The sequence below is a fragment of the Clostridium sp. ZBS2 genome (genome assembly GCF_023845855.1).
Taxonomy (GTDB): Bacteria; Bacillota; Clostridia; order Clostridiales; family Clostridiaceae; genus Clostridium; species Clostridium aquiflavi.
In genome coordinates, this window is sequence record NZ_JAMQIF010000003.1 from 39,226 (window position 1) to 59,905 (window position 20,680).

At 32.4% G+C, this 20,680-nt stretch carries 17 protein-coding genes; all 17 read left to right on the forward strand.

Translation table 11 applies throughout. The features are described 5' to 3' along the window. The first annotated feature begins 43 nt into the window (after positions 1 to 43). A complete protein-coding gene (gene murB, locus NG918_RS00700) occupies positions 44 to 958 on the forward strand; it encodes a UDP-N-acetylmuramate dehydrogenase (RefSeq protein ID WP_252211634.1) in 915 nt (304 codons plus the stop codon). 405 nt (positions 959 to 1,363) lie between these two features. Continuing rightward, on the forward strand, positions 1,364 to 2,248 hold the full coding sequence (gene rapZ, locus NG918_RS00705) for an RNase adapter RapZ (RefSeq protein ID WP_252211635.1): 885 nt from the start codon (positions 1,364 to 1,366) through the stop codon (positions 2,246 to 2,248). Beyond that, positions 2,245 to 3,606, forward strand: coding sequence for a gluconeogenesis morphogenetic factor MgfK (mgfK, locus tag NG918_RS00710; RefSeq protein WP_252211636.1), 1,362 nt, complete (start codon positions 2,245 to 2,247; stop codon positions 3,604 to 3,606). Before rapZ ends, mgfK begins: the two co-directional genes overlap by 4 nt. A gap of 15 nt (positions 3,607 to 3,621) precedes the next feature. After that, on the forward strand, positions 3,622 to 4,569 hold the full coding sequence (whiA, locus tag NG918_RS00715; protein ID WP_252223989.1) for a DNA-binding protein WhiA: 948 nt from the start codon (positions 3,622 to 3,624) through the stop codon (positions 4,567 to 4,569). Between the two features lie 266 nt (positions 4,570 to 4,835). After that, a complete protein-coding gene (locus NG918_RS00720) occupies positions 4,836 to 5,120 on the forward strand; it encodes a Dabb family protein (RefSeq protein WP_252211638.1) in 285 nt (94 codons plus the stop codon). Between the two features lie 330 nt (positions 5,121 to 5,450). Continuing rightward, positions 5,451 to 5,882, forward strand: coding sequence for a nucleotidyltransferase domain-containing protein (locus NG918_RS00725; RefSeq protein WP_252223991.1), 432 nt, complete (start codon positions 5,451 to 5,453; stop codon positions 5,880 to 5,882). After that, positions 5,866 to 6,333 carry a HepT-like ribonuclease domain-containing protein gene (locus NG918_RS00730; protein WP_252223993.1) on the forward strand — a complete coding sequence of 156 codons (468 nt, stop codon included), beginning with the start codon at positions 5,866 to 5,868 and terminating at the stop codon, positions 6,331 to 6,333. The genes NG918_RS00725 and NG918_RS00730 overlap by 17 nt, the downstream gene beginning before the upstream one ends. 39 nt (positions 6,334 to 6,372) lie before the next feature. Beyond that, positions 6,373 to 9,987 (forward strand): DNA polymerase III subunit alpha, encoded by a 3,615-nt coding sequence (locus NG918_RS00735; protein WP_252223995.1) that lies wholly within the window; start codon positions 6,373 to 6,375, stop codon positions 9,985 to 9,987. Positions 9,988 to 10,363: 376 nt separating this feature from the next. Beyond that, entirely contained in the window at positions 10,364 to 11,326 is a 963-nt protein-coding gene (gene pfkA / locus NG918_RS00740) for a 6-phosphofructokinase (protein ID WP_252211641.1), read from the forward strand. A gap of 59 nt (positions 11,327 to 11,385) precedes the next feature. After that, on the forward strand, positions 11,386 to 12,801 hold the full coding sequence (pyk, locus tag NG918_RS00745) for a pyruvate kinase (RefSeq protein ID WP_252211642.1): 1,416 nt from the start codon (positions 11,386 to 11,388) through the stop codon (positions 12,799 to 12,801). A 354-nt stretch (positions 12,802 to 13,155) separates the two neighbouring features. Continuing rightward, complete coding sequence (locus tag NG918_RS00750) at positions 13,156 to 13,512, forward strand: DUF1540 domain-containing protein (RefSeq protein ID WP_252211643.1); 357 nt, start codon at positions 13,156 to 13,158, stop codon at positions 13,510 to 13,512. A gap of 233 nt (positions 13,513 to 13,745) precedes the next feature. Beyond that, on the forward strand, positions 13,746 to 15,119 hold the full coding sequence (gene rlmD / locus NG918_RS00755; protein ID WP_252211644.1) for a 23S rRNA (uracil(1939)-C(5))-methyltransferase RlmD: 1,374 nt from the start codon (positions 13,746 to 13,748) through the stop codon (positions 15,117 to 15,119). 201 nt (positions 15,120 to 15,320) lie between these two features. Then, complete coding sequence (locus tag NG918_RS00760; protein WP_502801301.1) at positions 15,321 to 15,620, forward strand: helix-turn-helix domain-containing protein; 300 nt, start codon at positions 15,321 to 15,323, stop codon at positions 15,618 to 15,620. Further along, positions 15,598 to 16,284: a response regulator transcription factor gene (locus tag NG918_RS00765; RefSeq protein WP_252211645.1), complete on the forward strand. Its 687-nt coding sequence runs from the start codon at positions 15,598 to 15,600 to the stop codon at positions 16,282 to 16,284. The genes NG918_RS00760 and NG918_RS00765 overlap by 23 nt, the downstream gene beginning before the upstream one ends. Further along, complete coding sequence (locus NG918_RS00770) at positions 16,271 to 17,260, forward strand: sensor histidine kinase (RefSeq protein WP_252211646.1); 990 nt, start codon at positions 16,271 to 16,273, stop codon at positions 17,258 to 17,260. Before NG918_RS00765 ends, NG918_RS00770 begins: the two co-directional genes overlap by 14 nt. An 82-nt stretch (positions 17,261 to 17,342) precedes the next feature. Beyond that, positions 17,343 to 18,026: an ABC transporter ATP-binding protein gene (locus NG918_RS00775; RefSeq protein WP_252223999.1), complete on the forward strand. Its 684-nt coding sequence runs from the start codon at positions 17,343 to 17,345 to the stop codon at positions 18,024 to 18,026. Next, positions 18,023 to 20,608: an ABC transporter permease gene (locus NG918_RS00780; RefSeq protein ID WP_252211648.1), complete on the forward strand. Its 2,586-nt coding sequence runs from the start codon at positions 18,023 to 18,025 to the stop codon at positions 20,606 to 20,608. The genes NG918_RS00775 and NG918_RS00780 overlap by 4 nt, the downstream gene beginning before the upstream one ends. Positions 20,609 to 20,680: the final 72 nt, after the last annotated feature.

The following is a 20,680-nucleotide window of genomic DNA, read 5'->3' on the forward strand; positions in this document are numbered from 1 at the left end:
TATTTACTTAAAAAATCAATATAAGTATTTGAGGAGTTTTATCATGAATCAAAATAAAAACTATAGAGTTTTATTTAGCAATTTATACAGAGATACACAAATGCAAGAAAATGCAAAAATGAGTGAGCATATAAATTTTAGAGTTGGGGGACCAGTAGATATACTTTTAACTCCAAATACTAAAGAACAAATAGTAGAAACAATAAAGATATGTAAAGAAAATAAGATACCTTTTTATGTTCTAGGAAATGGATCTAATGTTTTAGTTAAAGATTCTGGAATAAGAGGAGTTGTTATAAAGTTATCTGAATTTAATAATATAGTTAGAGATGGAAATATAATAAAAGCAGAAAGTGGTGCGTTATTAAAAGATGTATCAGCTGAAGCTTTGAAAGCATCATTAACTGGATTTGAATTTGCATGTGGAATCCCAGGTAGTGTAGGTGGAGCTGTATTTATGAATGCAGGTGCTTACGATGGAGAGGTTTCTTTTGTAATTAAAGAAGCAGAAGTTATGGATGAAGAGGGAAATATAATAACTCTGTCAAAAGAGGAATTAAAATTAGGCTATAGAACATCAATAATAATGAAAAAAAATTATATAGTAATAAGTGCGACTTTCTGCTTTGAATCTGGAGAAAAAGACAAGATTGAAGGACGAGTATCTGAATTAACAAACAAAAGAGAAGAAAAGCAACCTTTAGAATTCCCATCTGCAGGTAGCACATTTAAAAGACCTGAAGGTCATTTTGCTGGTAAGTTAATTCAAGATGCAGGATTAAAAGGTTTTACTTTAGGTGGAGCTGCTGTATCAGGCAAACATTGTGGTTTTATAATAAACAAAGGGAATGCTACAGCTAAGGATATTCTAGATTTAATAGAATATGTTCAAAAAGAAGTAAAGAAACAATTTGATGTAGATTTATATCCAGAAGTTAGAATAATAGGTGAAGATTAATCATATAATATTTAAAAAAATAAAGAACTCAAAAGNNNNCTTTTGAGTTCTTTATTTTTAAAAAAGGCTATGTTTTAGCAGAGTGTTGATATATGCCACTTTACCTATTGCATATATCAACATGCATTTAAAACAGAGCCTAAAAAAACTCTATATTGGAATTTTTAAAGTAGATATTTAGTAGAAAATTTTTAGGATTTTAAACCCAAGTTTTCAATTCTAATCTTTTTATTTTAAACTAAAAGGCGTGATACAACTACTTTGTTCTTATAATATTGATAAAACATTTAATTAAAAATAGTCATAGAACTTTTTTTATTACAATGTATACTCTATAATATGTTATAATTTTAAGATGATAGTTATTAAATAAGTTATCGTTTATAGATAAGGAGGTCTTATTAGATGAGATTTGTGATAGTTACAGGATTATCAGGTGCAGGTAAAACACAAGCAACTAGAAGTTTAGAAGACTTAGGATATTTTTGTGTTGATAATTTGCCACCTAAATTAATAAATAAATTTGCAGAGTTATGTTCTCAAAGCGATGGGAAAATTGATAAAGTTGCATTAGTAATTGATATAAGAGGAGGAGTCTTCTTTGATGATTTATTTGAAACTTTAAATTACTTAAAGGAAAATGAATTTAAATATGAAATATTATTTTTAGATGCCTCAGATGAAGTTCTTATAAAGAGGTTTAAAGAATCAAGAAGAAGTCATCCATTATCACCAGATGGTAGAGTTTTAAATGGAATAATTCAAGAAAGAAGCAAATTAAGAGAAATTAAAGACAGAGCAGATATAATAATTGATACATCAAAATATGCTATAAGAGATTTAAGAGAAAAGATGAATGAACATTATGGGGATAATATTGAATCAGAAAAGCAATTATCAATTACTGTATTAAGCTTTGGATTCAAATATGGTATACCAGTGGATTCAGATTTAGTATTTGATGTAAGGTTTATACCAAATCCATTTTATATACCTGAACTTAAACAATATTCAGGCAATGATAAATCAGTAAAGGACTATGTATTAAAGCAGGAAGAAACTATTACTTTTATAGAAAAGTTACAAGATATGCTTGAATATTTAGTACCTAATTATATAAAAGAAGGAAAAAGACAACTTATAATCTCTATAGGATGCACAGGGGGAAGACATCGTTCTGTAGCAATTGCTAATGAGATTCATGAAAGATTAAATAAAGGAAATTACAAAGCAAAGATAGAGCATAGAGATGTTGGTGAAGATCTTCATAGAGGAGAAAAGAAACTATGAGGATAAAGGAATTAATTAAACCGGGAATCAAAGTTAAGAGGTGGCTCTTCTTTGGTATATTTGGGATATTATTAATTGCATTTGGATTTACAGAATTAGTAACTCATAGAGTATATGATTTATATTATAAAATATTTTATGTATTTTTAAATATTACAGGAATTTTTGTTTTGTATATTTCGGTAACTGAAAGTATGAAATCAATAATAGCATTAGTAAATAGAGGATATATAAAAGTATCTTTTGACAGTAAAAAGATAGAAAGTTTTATAGAGGAAAAGAGATTATTAATAAAGGGACCTAAGATAGTAGTTATAGGAGGCGGAACAGGCCTTTCTACTATGCTTAGGGGACTTAAGTACTATACATCTAATATAACTGCAATAGTAACAGTTGCTGATGATGGTGGTGGATCCGGAGATTTAAGAGAAGACTTAGGAATGCTTCCACCAGGAGATATAAGAAACTGTATATTAGCTTTAGCAGATACAGAGCCTATAATGGAGAATTTACTTCAATATAGATTTAAAGAAGGAAAACTGAAAAACCAAAGCTTTGGTAATTTATTTTTAGCAGCAATGGATGGAATTTCTGATAATTTTGAAGAAGCGGTACAAAAAATGAGTTCTGTATTAGCAGTTACAGGAAAAGTTGTTCCAGTAACTTTAGATAATATGGAACTTGAAGCAACCCTTAAAAATGGAAAAGTGATTAGGGGAGAATCTCAAATACCGGAAGAAGCTATAAAACAAAATTCAAAAATAAGAAATTTTAGAATTATACCTGAAAATGCAAAGCCATTAAAAGAAGCTATAGAAGCTATAAGAGAAGCTGATGCCATCGTTATGGGACCAGGAAGCCTTTATACAAGTATAATACCTAATTTATTAGTAAAAGATATAGCAAAAGAAGTAAGAAAAAGCGAGGCATTAAAGTTTTATATATCTAATATAATGACACAGCCAGGTGAAACTACAAAGTTTAAAGTATCAGATCACTTAAAGGTGTTACAAAAATATGGTGGTAAAGATATAGTGAATTATGTTATTGCTAATGTTGGTGAAGTGGAAAATGAATTAAAAGAAAAGTATAAATTAGAAGATGCTGAATTAGTTAAACTAGATAGTGAAGCTGTAGATAACTTAGGAATAAAAATAATTGGTGACAATTTAGTTAAAATAAGTAAGGGATTTATAAAGCATGATGCTGATAAATTAGCTCAAGTTTTAGTTGATACTATTATGGAAAAGAAATTGCTATATGATAAGAAAAAGATAATAGAATATATGTATTTATCTCAGCGTATTAAAGAAAGAGTAAAAGAAGAGAAAACTAAATCAATTCTAAAAAAATTATAGATAAGGGGAAATAGGATGTCATTTTCATCTAAAGTTAAAGGCGAAATATGTAGATATGTGGATATGTGTAAAGAAGATGCATTAGCAGAAATATCTGCAATAATGAAAGTGAGTGGAACCATAGCTTTTAGTGGAAGTGGTTTAAGCTTCAAAATGACCACAGAAAATCCAGCAAGTGCAAGACTAATATTTACTCTCTTAAAAGAACATTTTAATATACACTCAAAGCTTATGGTTAAAAAAAGTAATTCTCTAAAAAAGAATAATATTTATATGGTTGTTATTTCAGAAGATATGGGTGTTAGAGAGCTATTATACGAGACTGGAATACTACAAGATATTGATGGCATAATGAACTTAAATTACCGAATTAATAAGAGTATGATTGAAACAGAAGAGAACAGAAGAGCCTATATAAGAGGTGCTTTTATTGGTGGTGGAAGTATAAGTAATCCAGAAAGAACATATCACTTAGAATTTGTTACTCATAGTGAAGAATATGCTATAGATTTAAAGGATATTATAAATACTTTTGGATTGAATTCTAAAGTTATCCAAAGAAAAAGTAGTCATATAATTTATATTAAAGAAGGAGAACAAATTGTAGACTTACTTAATATAATTGGTGCTCATGCATCTCTATTAGAACTTGAAAATATACGTATAATGAAGGAAATGAGAAATAATGTCAATAGACTCGTTAATTGTGAAACTGCTAATTTATCTAAAACAGTTAACGCTGCAGTTAGACAAGTTGAAAGTATTAGATTAATTCAAAATAAAATAGGATTACAAAGATTACCACAAAATCTTAGAGAAGTAGCAGAATTAAGATTAAATTATCCAGATGAGTCATTAAAGGAATTAGGACAAATGCTTGATCCAAAAGTTGGGAAGTCTGGAATAAATCATAGACTAAGAAAAATTGAGAAAATAGCAGAAGAATTAAGAACCGGAAACTAAAAGAAATGCTATGTTTTAAAGGGGTGCTGATATTTTAGTATAAAGCTCGTGGACTGAGGAATTTACTTTAAGAACTCTAAAATAGATACTAGTCCAATTAATGCATGCTCCCAATGTAAAATTGTGACAAGCAATTAATTCAACAAATATCTATTAAGAGTTCTAAAAAGCAAATTCCAATGCCACTACGCCATTATGCTAAAATATCAAATTCACTTAAAATATAGCTAAATATAAAAATATATACTAAAAGGGATGGTGAATTTATGTTTACACATATAGTATTTTTTAAATTAAAGGACCCAACTAAGGAAAATATAAAGTTTGTTGAGGAAGCTTTATTAAGTATGAATGGAAAGATTGAAGAACTTAAGGAATTAGAAGTTGGTGTTGATGTTATAAGAAGTGAAAGAAGCTTTGATATTGGAATTATAACTAGATTCGACTCTAAGGAAGACTGTTTAGCTTATGATATTAATGAATATCATGTGGAAAAAGTTAAAAAGGTTGTTGGACCTTATGTAGAATGTAGTAAGTCATTAGATTTTTAGAATGAATTTAATAAAAGCTACGTTAGATGCTTTGTATCTAACGTAGCTTTCTCCATCTTAGTATTGTAGTTTTTTTCATTTATAATTAATTTTACGGTAGGAATTTCGTTAGGAAATCTATTAATATTGTTATAATTGATATATGAAATTAGTAGTATGGCTATAATACTAATAGGAATTAATTTACGCATATTTAACACCTCTTAAATTAATTATACAATACACTTATTTTACGCATATTGTATTATAAAAGAATTTTACTAAAGTTAGTGTTTTGGTTTAAGAATTAATATTGTTAGTCTATAATTATATATAGGTGGTGATTACTTTTTGGAAAAAGTTGAATTTTTAAATAAGCTTAGAGAATTTAATAGTATTGTGTGTATAGCTCAATTTGGTAGTTACGGAACTGAATATTGGATAAGGGATAGAAGTGATATTGATTTAGCTGTGATTGTAAAATCAAACATTAGTTTTCTTGATACATTAGATATTGAAGAGGAACTTGTAGAATTAGCAATGGAATACTATAATTATGATAAAATTCATCTTACATTTATATTATTTAAGGAATTCGAAAGCAAGTATGCAAGGATTGCAGTAGATAGTAATAATAAATATATAGTTGATGAAGAAGCATGGTATGATTTTCAACACTATGTTTTAAAATTTGTTAGAAATAATGAACGATTGGAGAAGATTTTAAAGATAGATGAACAGTATAGTTATTTTGGAGGTGTGATAGATGAGTCCTTACTATAAGTATAAAAAAGAAAAGTTCTTAGAAAAATATAAGGCTGCTTATAATAACTTAAGTGATTTAAAGGAATCTATTAATCAATATAAAAACACTAATAGTAAAATAATTAGAAGAGCTATGTTTGCATTTTTTCAAGATTTCTGTGAATATATTATTGATATGTGCGAAAGTTATATAATCATTAACGATGGAAGAGTGAATAGTACTACAACTTCATTAAAATTAATAGAACAAGCTTTTAATGAGGGATTTTTTGATAAAAATCTAAAGAACTGTTTATCTATGGCAGTGAAGTTAAGAAATAGATACACTCATGATTATTATCAGAGAGAATCTAGTGAAAAGCAAATTGAAGATTTTTGCTTTCAAAAATTAGCTTACTTAGAAATATTTTTAGAGGAAAGTAAAGAGCATGTGATATTAAAATATAAGGATAATAGTAAAAATAATTAGATATATTTAATTTTTATGGAAAGGAGGTACATTACTGAGATGATGTCAACTAAAAATGAGAAAGAAATAGGGATAGCTGATAAGGAAAGAAAAGACTTTGTTCATCTTCATCTTCACACTGGATATAGTTTATTAGATGGATCGGGAAAAATAAAAGAAATCATGGCAAAAACAAAAGAACTTGGAATGAATAGTATAGCTATAACTGATCATGGAGTTTTATATGGACTTGTAGATTTTTATAAAGCAGCCATTGAATATGGGATTAAACCAATACTTGGATGTGAAGTATATGTTGCAGGAAAATCTATGAAAATAAAGCAACCTGATAAAGATAATTCAACATATCATTTGGTTTTGTTAGTAAAAAATGAGATTGGCTATAGAAATTTAATGAAGATAGTATCTACAGCATCAATAGAAGGGTTCTATTATAAGCCTAGAGTGGATCACGAGTATTTAAAGGCACATAGTGAAGGGCTAATAGCTCTTAGCGCTTGTTTAGGCGGAGAAGTGCAATCTTATGAGTTGAAAGGTAACTATGAAAAGGCTAAAGAAACAGCACTTTTATATAAAGAAATATTTAAAGAGGATTTCTATTTAGAAATTCAAAATCATGGCATGGATGAACAAAGAAAAGTAAATGAAGAAAATATAAAGTTATCTAAAGAATTAGGAATACCATTAGTAGCAACTAATGATGTTCATTACATAAAAAAAGATGGTTATAAATCACATGACATATTAATGTGTATTCAAACAGGAAAAACTGTGGATGATGTTAATAGAAGAAGATATCCTTCAGACCAGTTCTATTTAAAATCTCCTGAAGAAATGTGGGAAATGTTTTCTTACATACCTGAAGCATTAGAGAATACTGTGAAAATTTCTAAGCAGTGTAATTATGAATATAAATTCCATGAATCTAAGTTACCTAAATTTCCATTACCAGAAGGTGAAGAACCTTATAATTATTTGAAGAATACTTGTTATATGGGATTAATAGAGAGATATGAGGAATTTAAAGAGTTTAGGGGGAAGGATCTAGATTATGCTAAATTAGATGACTTAAAATCTAAAAATGATTCTGCAAAAGATCTTATAGATAGGCTTGAATATGAGCTTCAGATAATAAAACAAATGGGATATATTGATTATTTCCTAATTGTTTGGGATTTTATTAAATTTGCTAATGATAATGGAATACCAACAGGACCTGGGCGTGGTAGCGCCGCTGGCTCAATAATTGCATATACATTAGGAATAACGAAGATAGATCCAATAAAGTATAGTCTAATATTTGAAAGATTCTTAAATCCCGAAAGAGTATCTATGCCTGATATAGATAGTGACTTTTGCTATGAGAGAAGACAGGAAGTAATAGATTATGTAGTAGAAAAGTATGGAGAAGATAATGTATCTCAAATTATAACCTTTGGAACAATGGCAGCTAGAGCATGTATTAGGGATGTAGGTAGAGCTATGAATTATAGCTATAGTGAAGTTGATAAGATATGTAAAATGATACCTACAATGCTTGGTATAACTATAGAAAAGGCACTTGATTTTAATCCTGAACTTAAAGAGATATATGATAAAGACGAAAGAGTTAAGTCATTAATAGATATGTCAAAGGACTTAGAAGGACTTCCAAGACATTCATCAACTCATGCAGCTGGTGTAGTTATTGCATCAACGCCATTGGTTCAATACGTACCTTTACAAAAAAATGATGAAATGATAGTAACTCAATTTGGAATGACTACATTAGAAGAACTAGGATTATTGAAAATGGATTTCTTAGGTCTTAGAACATTAACTGTAATGAATGAGGCACTTAAAATTATAAAAGAAAATAGAAATATAGATATAGATTTAGATAAAATCGATTTTGACGATAAAGAAGTTTATAAGATGATAGGGGAAGGGAAGACTGCGGGAGTATTCCAATTAGAATCTCCTGGAATGGTATCATTCATGAAAGAATTAAAGCCTGATTCTTTAGAAGATATAATTGCCGGAATTTCATTATATAGACCAGGTCCAATGGCTGAAATACCAAGATATATAGAATGTAAGAGAAATCCTGAGAAAGTCAAATATGATGCACCAGAACTAGAGGAAATACTAGATGTAACGTATGGAGTAATGGTATATCAAGAGCAAGTTATGGAGATAGTTAGAAAGCTAGCAGGATATTCTATGGGACGAAGTGATATGGTTAGAAGAGCCATGTCAAAGAAGAAACATAAAGTCATGGAAGAAGAAAGAAAGAATTTCATTCATGGAATTATAGAAAATGATGAAGTGGTAGTTCCAGGATGTATTAGAAATGGAATTAGTGAAGAAGCAGCAAATAAGATCTTTGATAATATGATGGATTTTGCTTCGTATGCATTTAATAAATCCCATGCAGCAGCATATGCAGTAGTTGGATATCAAACTGCATATTTAATGAAATATTATCCTGTAGAAATGATAGCAGCCATGTTAAATTCATTTATGGGAAGTAGTGAAAAAGTAGTATATTATATTTCGAAAGCTGAAGAATTGGGTATACAAGTACTTCCACCAGATATAAATGAAAGTTTTGCTAAATTTACTGTTAAAGGAGAAACTATCAGATTCGGTTTGGCAGCTATAAAAAATGTTGGTATGAATTTAATAAATAGTGTTGTGAAAACAAGAGAGAATAAAGGTAAATTTGATTCATTATTTGATTTCATTAGTAAGATAGATTTATCTGCTATAAACAAAAGAACTATTGAAAGTTTAATAAAATCAGGAACATTTGATAGCTTTAAGATATATAGATCAAAATTATTGGCTGTATATGAAAAAATGGTTGATAGTATTTCAAGTGATAGAAAAAGAAATATAGATGGACAAATAAGTTTGTTTGCATCAGATGATATTTATGTACCAGAAATAGAATATCCAAATATAAATGAATTTGATAAACGTTCATTATTAACAATGGAAAAAGAGATGACGGGATTATATATATCAGGTCATCCATTAGATGATTATGCACAAAGTTTAAAATTTCAAACTTCAAATGAAATAGGAAAAATATTTTCACATCATGAGTTATTAGATGATACTTTAGAAATTCCAATGCTAGATGATGTTATTATTAATAATGAATCTGGAATTAATGATAATGATAGAGTGATTCTTGGTGGAATATTAACACAAGTGAATAAAAAAGTTACAAGAAATAACACAATTATGGCATTTTTACAATTAGAAGATTTAACTGGAACCATAGAGGTTATAGTTTTTCCAAAAGTATTAGATAGAGTTAGAGAACTATGCAATGAGGACGATCTAGTAATAATTAAAGGTAGAATAAGTCTAAAAACAGATGAGTTGCCTAAATTAATATGTGAAAGTATAGAACCTTTGGAAAAAATAAATGCTTCTAAAATATATTTAAGAGTACAAAATACTATTAAAGCAAAAGAATTAAGTTTAAATTTAAAGGACTTAATAAAAAATTATAAAGGTGATACACCTATTTATATTTTTGCAGCAGAGCAAAGACAGCAGTTTAGAGTTCCAAGAGATAGATGGATAGATATGAATGAAGAATCTTTAGATTTACTAAGAAAATTTGTTGGAGATGAAAATGTAAAAGTGATAGAATTATAGTTATTAAGGGTATAATATCTAATAGTGTAAAATAAAAAATAATCATAATAGTATATGATTTTAATTTTACTTGGTTATAATATAAGTTGAGTGTTATTTAAAAATATATAAAATTAGTATATAATCTAATATGTTAACACTATTTTATTTAATAATTATCATGATAAATAAAGAATTATATATAATATTGTCTAAAAAATCACTAAATATGTTATGGATTTTTTAGATAAAAATATATTAATATCAAAACTTATCTAAATATGATTGATAAATATTACATTTTTATGTACAATTGTTAGTGGTTAATAAGATATGCATAAACTATGCGCAGGTAGGACTTTGGGTGTCCTAGTTGTTTTTTAAGGAGGAATATATTATGAAGAAAATAGCTATTTTAACAAGTGGTGGAGATGCCCCAGGAATGAATGCCGCTATAAGAGCAGTAGTAAGAACAGCCATTGATAAAGGACTTGAAGTTATGGGAGTTCAAAGAGGCTACAGTGGATTACTTAATGGTGAGCTATTTGCAATGAATAGAACATCAGTATCTGATATTATTCAAAGAGGTGGAACAATCCTAAGAACTGCTAGATGCCCAGAGTTCAAAGATGAAGAGGTAAGAAAAAGAGCAGTTAAAATACTAAATGCTTATGGTGTAGATGCTTTAGTTGTTATTGGTGGAGATGGATCTTTCATGGGAGCCAAGTTACTATCAAAACTAGGAATCAAGACTATAGGATTACCAGGAACAATAGATAATGATTTAGCTTATACTGATTTCACAATAGGATTTGATACAGCATTAAATACTATTGTTGATGCAATAAATAAAATAAGAGATACATCAACTTCTCATGAAAGAGTTTCAATAATTGAAGTTATGGGAAGAGATTGTGGAGATTTAGCTCTTCATGCTGGTATATCAAGTGGAGCAGAAGCTATAATAGTTCCAGAAATGGGTGACTTCGATAGAGATGCTCTTTGCAGAACTATATTAGAAGGTAAAAACCATGGAAAAACTCATAGTATAGTTATTCTTGCAGAAGGAATTGGTGGAGCAGAAGAACTATCAAAATATGTTCAAGAATTAACAGGAATAGAAGCAAGAGCTACAATTTTAGGTCATATTCAAAGAGGTGGAGCACCATCAGCTTCCGATAGAGTTTTAGCTTCAAGATTAGGAGCTAGAGCAGTAGATGTTCTTCTACAAGGAGAAACTTCAAGAGTAATAGGAATTAGAGATAATCAAATTATAGACCAAGATATAGATGAAGCATTAGCTATGGAAAGCAAATTCGATATAGATCTATATAATGTAGCAGAAGTATTATCACGCTAATAAATTTTTATTTATATAAATTTTTATAAACTAATTAGAATAAAGAGGAGTGTACTTACATGAGAAAGACTAAAATGATTTGTACTATTGGACCAGCAAGTGAAGACAGAGAAATATTAGAACAAGTAATGTTAGCAGGAATGAATGCTTCAAGACATAACTTTTCACATGGTGATCACGAAGAACATAGAGGAAGAATAGAAAAAGTTAAAGAATTATCAAAGAAACTTGATAAAGAAATAGCTATCATTCTTGATACAAAAGGACCAGAAATAAGAACTGGAAAATTCGAACCAAACAAAGTTGAATTAGTTAAGGGTACAGAATTTACAGTATATGCAGGAGACATGTCAGTAGTTGGAGACACTACAAAATGTGCAGTTACTTATGAAGGATTAGCTAATGATGTTAAGCCAGGAAACACAATCTTAATAGATGACGGTTTAGTAGGATTAACTGTTAAATCAGTAAAAGGAAACGCAGTTATCTGTGAAGTTCAAAATACTGGATTAGTTGGAACTCATAAAGGTGTAAATGTACCAGGAGTTTCAATTCAATTACCAGCTCTTACAGAAAAAGATAAATCAGATTTAATATTTGGTTGTGAAATGGGAGTTACTATGATAGCAGCTTCATTCGTAAGAAAAGCAGCTGACGTAGTAGCTATAAGAAAAGTTCTTGATGAAAATGGTGGAAAGAACATCTTAATCTGCCCTAAAATTGAAAACCAAGAAGGTGTTGATAACATCGATTCAATCTTAGAAATCTCTGATGCTGTAATGGTAGCTAGAGGAGATCTTGGTGTTGAAATTCCAATAGAACAAGTACCAGCAGTTCAAAAAATGATCATCCAAAAATGTAATGCAGCTGGAAAGCCAGTTGTTACTGCAACTCAAATGTTAGATTCTATGATCAGAAATCCAAGACCAACAAGAGCTGAAGTTTCAGACGTAGCTAATGCTATCTTAGATGGTACAGATGCTATAATGTTATCAGGAGAAAGTGCTAACGGAACTTACCCAGTAGAAGCTGTTAGAACTATGGCTAAAATTGCTGAAGAAACTGAAAAACAATTAGCTCATAAAGTTGCTTACTCTAACAACAAATCTTCTATGTCAGAAGTAATTTCAAGAGCAGCATGTAATGCAGCTAATGAATTAGAAGCAACTGCTATAATTTCTTCAACTCAAACAGGAGCTACTGCTAAGAGAATATCTAAATCTAGACCAGATTGTACAATCATAGCTGTTACTCCAGATGAAGTAGTAGCAAAACAATTAGCATTCTCATGGGGAGTTTATCCAATAGTTGCTGATAAAATGTCTTCAACTGACGAAATGATGGTAAAATCAGTTGAAATAGCAAAAGAACATAACTATGTTAAAAATGGTGATACAGTAGTTTTAGCTGCTGGAGTTCCAGTTGATAAAACAGGAACAACTAACCTATTAAAAGTTAGCGTAGTAGGCGAATAATAAATTTATAATAAAAAAGCTTTCGATTTTATTCGAGAGCTTTTTTATTCTTTTTATTAATTATTTTACAAATAATTTTAGTTAAATAATTAAATGTAAAAATCATTTACAAATAATTTACAAAATAATTATATTATGCTATGATAGAATGTATATTATTTATTGTATTAGACAATAATTATAATAAGGAATTAATTGGCAACTGATTCTCTATTTGCACCCTTAGGGGTGCCTTTTTTTATGGTTTTTTAGTGTGTTGACATGTGAATAAGTAAAGTGGACTGAGCAAAGAATAAGTTTTATTATAATGGAGCAAAATAAGTCATAAGGAAAATATAAGAAAGAGTGATAATTATGACTATGTTAAATTGTGCAGCCATGAGTTGCGTACATAATGAAGCAGGAATGTGTCAAGCAGGATATATATTAATTGAAGGAAATGATTCAACAACGACTTTAGAAACAAAATGTTCCAGTTATAAATCAAATAAATTCATTAACCAAGTAAAGGCACTTGCTAATACTAATTATGTTGGAGAAGTAATGCAATTATTTTCTTCTATGGATGAAGTAAAGATGAATCCTCAAATTAATTGTCAGGCAGTAAATTGTTTTTTTAATTCTTCAGGAAAATGTGAATCAAGAAATGTAGCTATTTCTGTTGATAAAAATGATCAGTTTAAGGCTATGTGTGAAACTTTTGTAAAATAATATTTTTTATAAAGTTTTTTCTAGCATATATATGATTATATATAAATCTACTAATTCATATTAGCCTTAGAGATTTTTCTACTAATGAATATTTGTTTACTATGGATGAATAATTAAATATATAATTAGTAAGGAAATATAAAACTCAAAGGTTTGTTAATTAAGCTATTATATAAAACTTATAATGTGATATAATTTATAGAAGTTATAATTAAATAAAGGTGGATTTTAAGTTGATAGAAAAAAATAAAGAATACATTTTAGATATATTATCACAAGGATATGAAGGCGAAGGAGTAGCTAAAATAGAGGGGTATCCTGTATTTATTCAAGGAGCCTTACAAGGTGAAAAAGTTAAAACAAAAATTATAAAAGTTAAGAAAAATTATGCATATGGTAAGATAGAAAAAATACTTAATTCATCAGAAGATAGAGAAGAACCTAAATGTTCAAATTATAAAAGATGTGGTGGATGTTCAATTCAACATATGACTTATAAAAAACAATTAGATTTTAAATGGGAAAGAGTAAAAGACTGTATAGAGAAGATTGGTGGATTATCTAAAGATTTAGTTAAGTATCCTATTGGAATGGAAGCTGATCCGTATAGATATAGAAATAAAGTTCAACTTCCAATTGGAAAAGTAAATGGTGAAGTTGTAATTGGATTTTATGCTCCAAGAAGCCATAACATAATAGATTTAGATTATTGTTTAATTCAAGATAAAGTTGCAGATGAAGTGGCAAAGCTTACTAAAGAATGGATTAAAAGAAATAACATTGAACCTTCAACAATTGATGGTGAATTTAATCCTAACGGAATTTTAAAACATTTAATGATAAGAAGAGGATTTAAAACAGATGAAGTAATGGTTGTTCTTGTTGCTACTACTTCAAACATTCCTAAATTAGATGAATTTAAAAATATAATATTAGAAAATATAAAAGGAATAAAAAGTATAATATTAAGTATAAACTCTAAAAATACAAATGTTATTTTAGGTGAAGAATGTATAACATTATATGGTGAAGATACTATTAAAGATTACATAGGAGAATTTAAATTTAATATATCTCCATTATCATTTTTTCAGGTTAACCCAATTCAAACTGAGATATTGTATAATAAAGCATTAGAATATGCAGGGTTAACAGGCAATGAAACTGTTTTTGATGCATATTGTGGAACTGGAACAATAACTTTATTTTTATCTAAAAAAGCAAAAAAAGTGTACGGTGTTGAGATAATAGAACCTGCAATTATTAACGCTAAAGAAAATGCTAAACTTAATAATGTGGATAATGCAGAATTTTTTGTGGGTAAGTCTGAGGAAGTAATTCCAAATCTTATAAATGAAGGAATAAAAGCTGATATAATAGTTGTAGATCCACCAAGAAAGGGTTGTGACATTAAATTATTAGAGGCAATTGGAGAAGTTAAACCAGAAAGAGTGGTTTATGTTTCATGTGATCCAAGTACATTATCTAGAGATTTAAAAATCTTAGATGAAAAAGGATACAAGATTATTGAAATTCAGCCGGTAGATATGTTCCCACAAACTAGTCATGTGGAGTGCTGTGTGTTGTTACAACGAGCAGATACGTAGAAATCCTTTGTTTTAGGAACTTTTTCAAATATATTATTTTCACTGGTGATGGGATAAAATCAGAAATAAGGTCATTAAGAACTATATCAATGTTTCTGTGGTAGTTGATATAGAGTGTGGGGATACAATAAAATAAAGGTCAAGAATCAAAGGGGTACCGTTAAAATGATACCTATTCTTCTCTTGTTTAGATGTTCAGAAATGAGCGTCTTTTTTCTTGCTATTTTTATACCTCGGTTTGTATATTTCCGTCGAAAGAAATATAATAAAATTATAGAGGTGTTATGCGTGGATTATATAACTACAAAAGAAGCAGCGAAAAATTGGGGAATCACAGACAGAATGGTAGTGTACCATTGTTCTGCTGGACGTATTAATGGAGATAAAAAAATAGGAAATACATGGATTGTTCTGATTGACACTGAAAAACCGGCTGACGGACGATACAAGAGCAGTAAAGTAAAGGTGGTGAAAATAAATGAAACAGATATTTTTAGTTGAGGATGATAAGGCAATTGCCAGAAACCTTGTGCTTCTGCTCCGCTCGGAGGGATTTACAGTTACTCACGCCACTACGAGGAGTGAAGCCATTACAACGCTTGCTGGGAATAAATTTGACTTGGCGTTGATTGATATTTCTTTACCTGATGGAAATGGCTTTACGGTTTGTACGGAAATCAAAGAAAAGCAAGATATCCCAGTCATCTTTTTGACAGCTTCCGGCGATGAATCAAGTGTTGTTACTGGGCTGAACATTGGAGCAGACGACTATATCACTAAGCCTTTTCGTCCGCGTGAACTGATTGCACGAATCAGAACAGCCTTGCGAAAAAGCGGACGTTCTCCATCGGCTTTTGAAATCTGCGGGCTTCATGTTGATATGGCAAGTGGAGTTGTGAAAAAGGATGGCAGTGAAGTTTTTCTTTCAGCCTTAGAATATCGTTTGTTGTTGATATTTATTAGTAACCCTAAAAGTATTATCACGAGGGTCAGGCTGCTTGACGAATTGTGGGACGCAGCGGGCGAGTTTGTCAATGACAATACATTGACAGTATACATCAAACGCTTACGGGAGAAGATAGAGAATGATCCAGCAAGCCCGCAAATCATTATAACAGTTCGTGGGACAGGATATAGATTGGGGGACGGGTATGCTTCGGAATAGAGAGTTTAGGCAGCTTGCCATTTTGTTCTTCTTAATAGTTGTTGCCACTGTAACGCTGGGATTTGCAATCAATAGGTTGGCTGGAATCCTTGCCATTGCTTCTTCAGTTACCTTTGGAACAGTATTTTTTGCTTTTACCAAAGCTAGATATAAAAGTATTGCGAAGATTTCAGATCAAATTGATCTTGTGCTTCATAACGCTGATCATCTGTATATTGGTGAATCAGACGAGGGTGAACTTTCCATTCTGCAAAGCGAGATAACAAAAATGATGTTGCGTATTCGGGAACAAAATGACGCATTGAAAAAAGAAAAAGAACATCTTGCCGATTCGCTGGCTGACATAGCCCACCAACTCCGCACCCCTCTTACATCCGTAAGCCTTATTCTGTCATTGTTAGAGAATAACTCTGACGAAAATGAACGAAAAGCATTGATACGGGAAACAAAGGAATTGTTTGTACAGATGGATTGGCTGCTTACTTCATTGTTGAAATTATCCCGCCTGGATGCTGGCATTGTGGTGTTCCAAAGTGAGCAGATAGATGTAAATAACTTGATATGCGCTGCACTTCGTCCGTTTCTAATCCGAATGGAGTTGCACGATATTGTTGTGCAAATAGATGTGCCGAAAAAGATAATTATTCAGGGTGATTCTGCTTGGCTTTCGGAAGCAATTCAAAACATTCTAAAAAATTGCATGGAAAGCGCAGGAGAGAATGGGAAGATTGAGATTGTCTGCACGGACAATTCATTGTTTACCGAGATTGCCATCCACGACAGCGGTGCGGGTTTTGAAAAAGAAGATTTACCATTCCTGTTTGACAGATTTTATCGAGGGAAAGTACCAAATGCTACAGGATATGGGATTGGATTGGCTCTTTGTAAGATGATTATAACACAGCAGGGTGGGACGATTACCACAAAAAATCACCCGCATGGTGGTGCGATATTTTCCATTCGTTTCCCAAAGTGACGAATCTCTCACCTGAAAGTCACACAGATGTAAGTTGAAGGTTATATTATATAGATAAACCATAAGAAAGGAGACTCACATAATGGAATTTTTAAAAGTTGAAAATCTATGTAAGGTCTACGGCAATTGCGAAAACCAAGTTACTGCCCTTGATCATGTTTCGCTTACAATCGAAAAGGGTGAATTTACCGCAATTATCGGTTCCTCTGGTTCTGGTAAATCAACTTTGCTGCACACCATAGCTGGTGTGGATGTACCGACAAGCGGAAAGATATACTTAGAGGGTCAGGATGTATATGCCCAGAGTAATGAAAAACTTGCTATTTTTCGTAGACGTCAGGTAGGACTGATTTATCAGTTTCACAACCTTATTCCTACTCTGAATGTGGTGGAAAACATCACATTACCTATACTGATGGACAAGCGGAAGGTCAACAAGGAGAGACTGAATGACCTGTTGGAGCTGCTTGGATTAAAAGAACGAAAAATACATTTGCCGAATCAGCTTTCGGGTGGCCAGCAGCAACGTGTTGCAATCGGTCGCGCATTGATGAATGCACCAGCGGTCATGCTTGCAGACGAACCAACTGGTAGTTTAGATAGCCGTAATGGACATGAGATTATTCAGCTACTGAAAGAAAGTCATAACAAATATCACCAGACTCTTATAATAGTTACACATGATGAAAACATAGCCTTGCAAGCAGACCGCATTATCTGTATTGCAGACGGAAAAGTAGTTCGGGATGAGAGGGTGAGAACATGAATATTTTAAATAAAGTTGCCTTGCAAGGAATGAAAAAAAGCCGCACCAGAACAATTGTAACGGTTATCGGAGTTATTCTGTCCGCCGCCATGATTACTGCAGTCGCTACCTTTGGCGTTTCCCTGCTGAACTATTTGGCAAACGGAGCGGCCAAGAAATACGGCGGTTGGCACGTCGAGTTTTTGAACGTTGATTCCTCTTTCGCACAGGAACGAACTCTCGACAATCGAGTTGCAAACACTGTAACATTTGAAAATATCGGCTACGCAAAACTTGACGGAGGGAAAAACCCCAACAAGCCATATCTTTCTATAGCCGGATTTAGCAAGGAGGCTTTTGGTACCTTGCCCATAACCCTGGTTTCAGGTAGATTGCCGAAAAACAGTGGGGAGATTCTTGTTTCGATGAGCGTTGAAGCAAACGGTGGTGTTAAATTCGCGGAGGGTGACAAGCTTTCACTTGCTGTCGGAAGCCGCATGAATGGCAACAAGAGTCTTGGTCAACACGACCCGTACACTTCTGGGGGCGAAACTCTTGTGCCACAAGACGAGAGAACTTACACGGTTGTTGGTATCTGCCAAAGACCCAGCTTTGAGGAACATTCCGCGCCGGGATATACATTGATAACGAAAGCAGATGCACAAGACAAAGCGGACAGCTTAAACCTATTTGTCACGCTTAAAAATCCGCGACAAGTACATGCTTACGCAAGCAGCATAGCCGGAAGCCATAGCTATGTCTTTAACGATAATGTGTTGCGCTTCATGGGTCTTTCGGACGATAATGTGTTCAACGTGTTTCTGTACTCGGTTGGTGGCATTTTGGTTGCCGTTATTATGATAGGCTCGATTTTTCTGATTTATAATTCGTTCAACATATCGCTGAACGAACGCACACACCAGTTCGGGATTCTTTCATCTGTGGGAGCCACAGCAAAGCAACTGCGAAATTCAGTGCTGTTTGAGGGCCTTTGTATAGGTGCGGTCGGCATACCGATTGGCGTTATCGTTGGCATAGGCAGCATCGAACTTGTGATTTCCGTTGTCGCCAGGAATTTCGGGAACGTTATGTATAGCAACGTACCTTTAACCTTGACAGTGTCTATCCCCGTAATTGTCGTTGCGGCAGCGGTCAGCATGGTTACGATTTTGATTTCGGCCTATATCCCGGCAAGAAAGGCTGCAAACACGCCAGTGATGGAGTGTATCCGCCAGACTAACGAGGTCAAGGTTGAATCCAAAGCCGTAAAAATGTCAAAACTGGCACAGCGCATTTACGGTTTGGAGGGAACTCTTGCACTAAAGAATTTTAAAAGAAACAAGAAACGCTATCGCAGCATTGTGCTATCCCTTGTTTTAAGCGTTGTGCTGTTTATATCGACCAGTGCTTTTGTAACGCATTTTAAGCAGGTGTCGGAGCGGGCAGTAGTGGTTACTAACTTTGACATCGTTTTGGCCACGCAGGACATGGACGATAGCAAAATGTTGCAGCTTTACGACAAACTAAAAACCGCCGACGGTGTTTACGAAGGCTCGTATCAAGCGCTTATGAAGTATTCATGCGCTGCCAAAGCAAGCGATCTTTCAGACTATTACTGGGAAGACGCAGGTTTACATTCACCGGATGAAACGGTTAATCTGCCAATGGAAATCCAGTTTCTTGATGACAGCGCCTATCTTAATATTATCAAAGGCTTGGGCTTGCCCGCAGAGGAATATACCGGGCAAAATGCGAAAATGATCGCCGTTGCCAAAATGACAAACCACATGAAAGATAATCGGGAGGAAGAGGTTGAGAATATTAGTGATCTGTTCAAGAGTTCTTCCATGAATTTTACCATCGCTCCCGAAACAAATGGCAATCCGAAGATGGAACAGGGGCGAAACGTAAGCATTAAGTTTGTTAATACCGTGCCGCCTGATGGACCCCCGATCCCAGAAAACTCCGGGTCGAAGAATCCGTTCTTTTTTAGGGTGATGGTCCCCTATTCGCTCAAAGAGAAGTTTGAAACCTCCGATACCCATGTGGCTATTAAGGGCTTGACATTTCGGTCAAAGAATCCCACACAGTCGGCGGCTAAAATGGAAGCGATGATTAAGGGTGCGGAAATTAAATCCAAGTATACCCTGTACAATTTTCATAAAATGCTTGATGAGAGCCGCAATTACGTATTCATTGCGAACGTGTTCGCTTATACTTTTATCATCATGATTTCGCTAATTGCAGTTGCCAATGTGTTCAATACAATTTCCACGAATATCAAACTACGTAGACGGGAGCTTGCCATGCTTCGCTCTGTGGGGATGTCTGACCGCGATTTCCAAAAGATGATGAATTTCGAGTGTGCCTTTTATGGCATGAGGGCGTTGCTCTTCGGGCTTCCCATAGCGGCAATCTCTTCTTGGCTGATTTACAAATGGATGGTCGGCGGGACGGACAATATCGATTTTGTGTTCCCGTGGGGCAGTATGGCAATCAGCGTGTTCAGTGTGTTCTTTATCGTGTTCATTACAATGCTGTATGCCATTAGCAAGATAAAAAAAGAAAATATTATTGACGCGCTTCGGGATGATATGACTTGATTTAAAACCGCCATTTCCATTTTTCAAAATTAGAAATTTGGAGGTGGCATTAAAGTCTTCCTTTTTAAGGAT

Bases quoted from the DNA above. Each gene is read 5' to 3' on its own strand.
- whiA (WP_252223989.1), top strand. From the start codon at position 3,622: ATGTCATTTTCATCTAAAGTTAAAGGCGAAATATGTAGATATGTGGAT.
- pfkA (WP_252211641.1), top strand. From the start codon at position 10,364: ATGAAGAAAATAGCTATTTTAACAAGTGGTGGAGATGCCCCAGGAATG.
- pyk (WP_252211642.1), top strand. From the start codon at position 11,386: ATGAGAAAGACTAAAATGATTTGTACTATTGGACCAGCAAGTGAAGAC.
- NG918_RS00765 (WP_252211645.1), top strand. From the start codon at position 15,598: ATGAAACAGATATTTTTAGTTGAGGATGATAAGGCAATTGCCAGAAAC.
- rapZ (WP_252211635.1), top strand. From the start codon at position 1,364: ATGAGATTTGTGATAGTTACAGGATTATCAGGTGCAGGTAAAACACAA.
- NG918_RS00770 (WP_252211646.1), top strand. From the start codon at position 16,271: ATGCTTCGGAATAGAGAGTTTAGGCAGCTTGCCATTTTGTTCTTCTTA.
- NG918_RS00750 (WP_252211643.1), top strand. From the start codon at position 13,156: ATGACTATGTTAAATTGTGCAGCCATGAGTTGCGTACATAATGAAGCA.
- NG918_RS00720 (WP_252211638.1), top strand. From the start codon at position 4,836: ATGTTTACACATATAGTATTTTTTAAATTAAAGGACCCAACTAAGGAA.
- NG918_RS00760 (WP_502801301.1), top strand. From the start codon at position 15,321: ATGAGCGTCTTTTTTCTTGCTATTTTTATACCTCGGTTTGTATATTTC.
- murB (WP_252211634.1), top strand. From the start codon at position 44: ATGAATCAAAATAAAAACTATAGAGTTTTATTTAGCAATTTATACAGA.
- NG918_RS00780 (WP_252211648.1), top strand. From the start codon at position 18,023: ATGAATATTTTAAATAAAGTTGCCTTGCAAGGAATGAAAAAAAGCCGC.
- NG918_RS00730 (WP_252223993.1), top strand. From the start codon at position 5,866: ATGAGTCCTTACTATAAGTATAAAAAAGAAAAGTTCTTAGAAAAATAT.
- NG918_RS00775 (WP_252223999.1), top strand. From the start codon at position 17,343: ATGGAATTTTTAAAAGTTGAAAATCTATGTAAGGTCTACGGCAATTGC.
- NG918_RS00735 (WP_252223995.1), top strand. From the start codon at position 6,373: ATGATGTCAACTAAAAATGAGAAAGAAATAGGGATAGCTGATAAGGAA.
- mgfK (WP_252211636.1), top strand. From the start codon at position 2,245: ATGAGGATAAAGGAATTAATTAAACCGGGAATCAAAGTTAAGAGGTGG.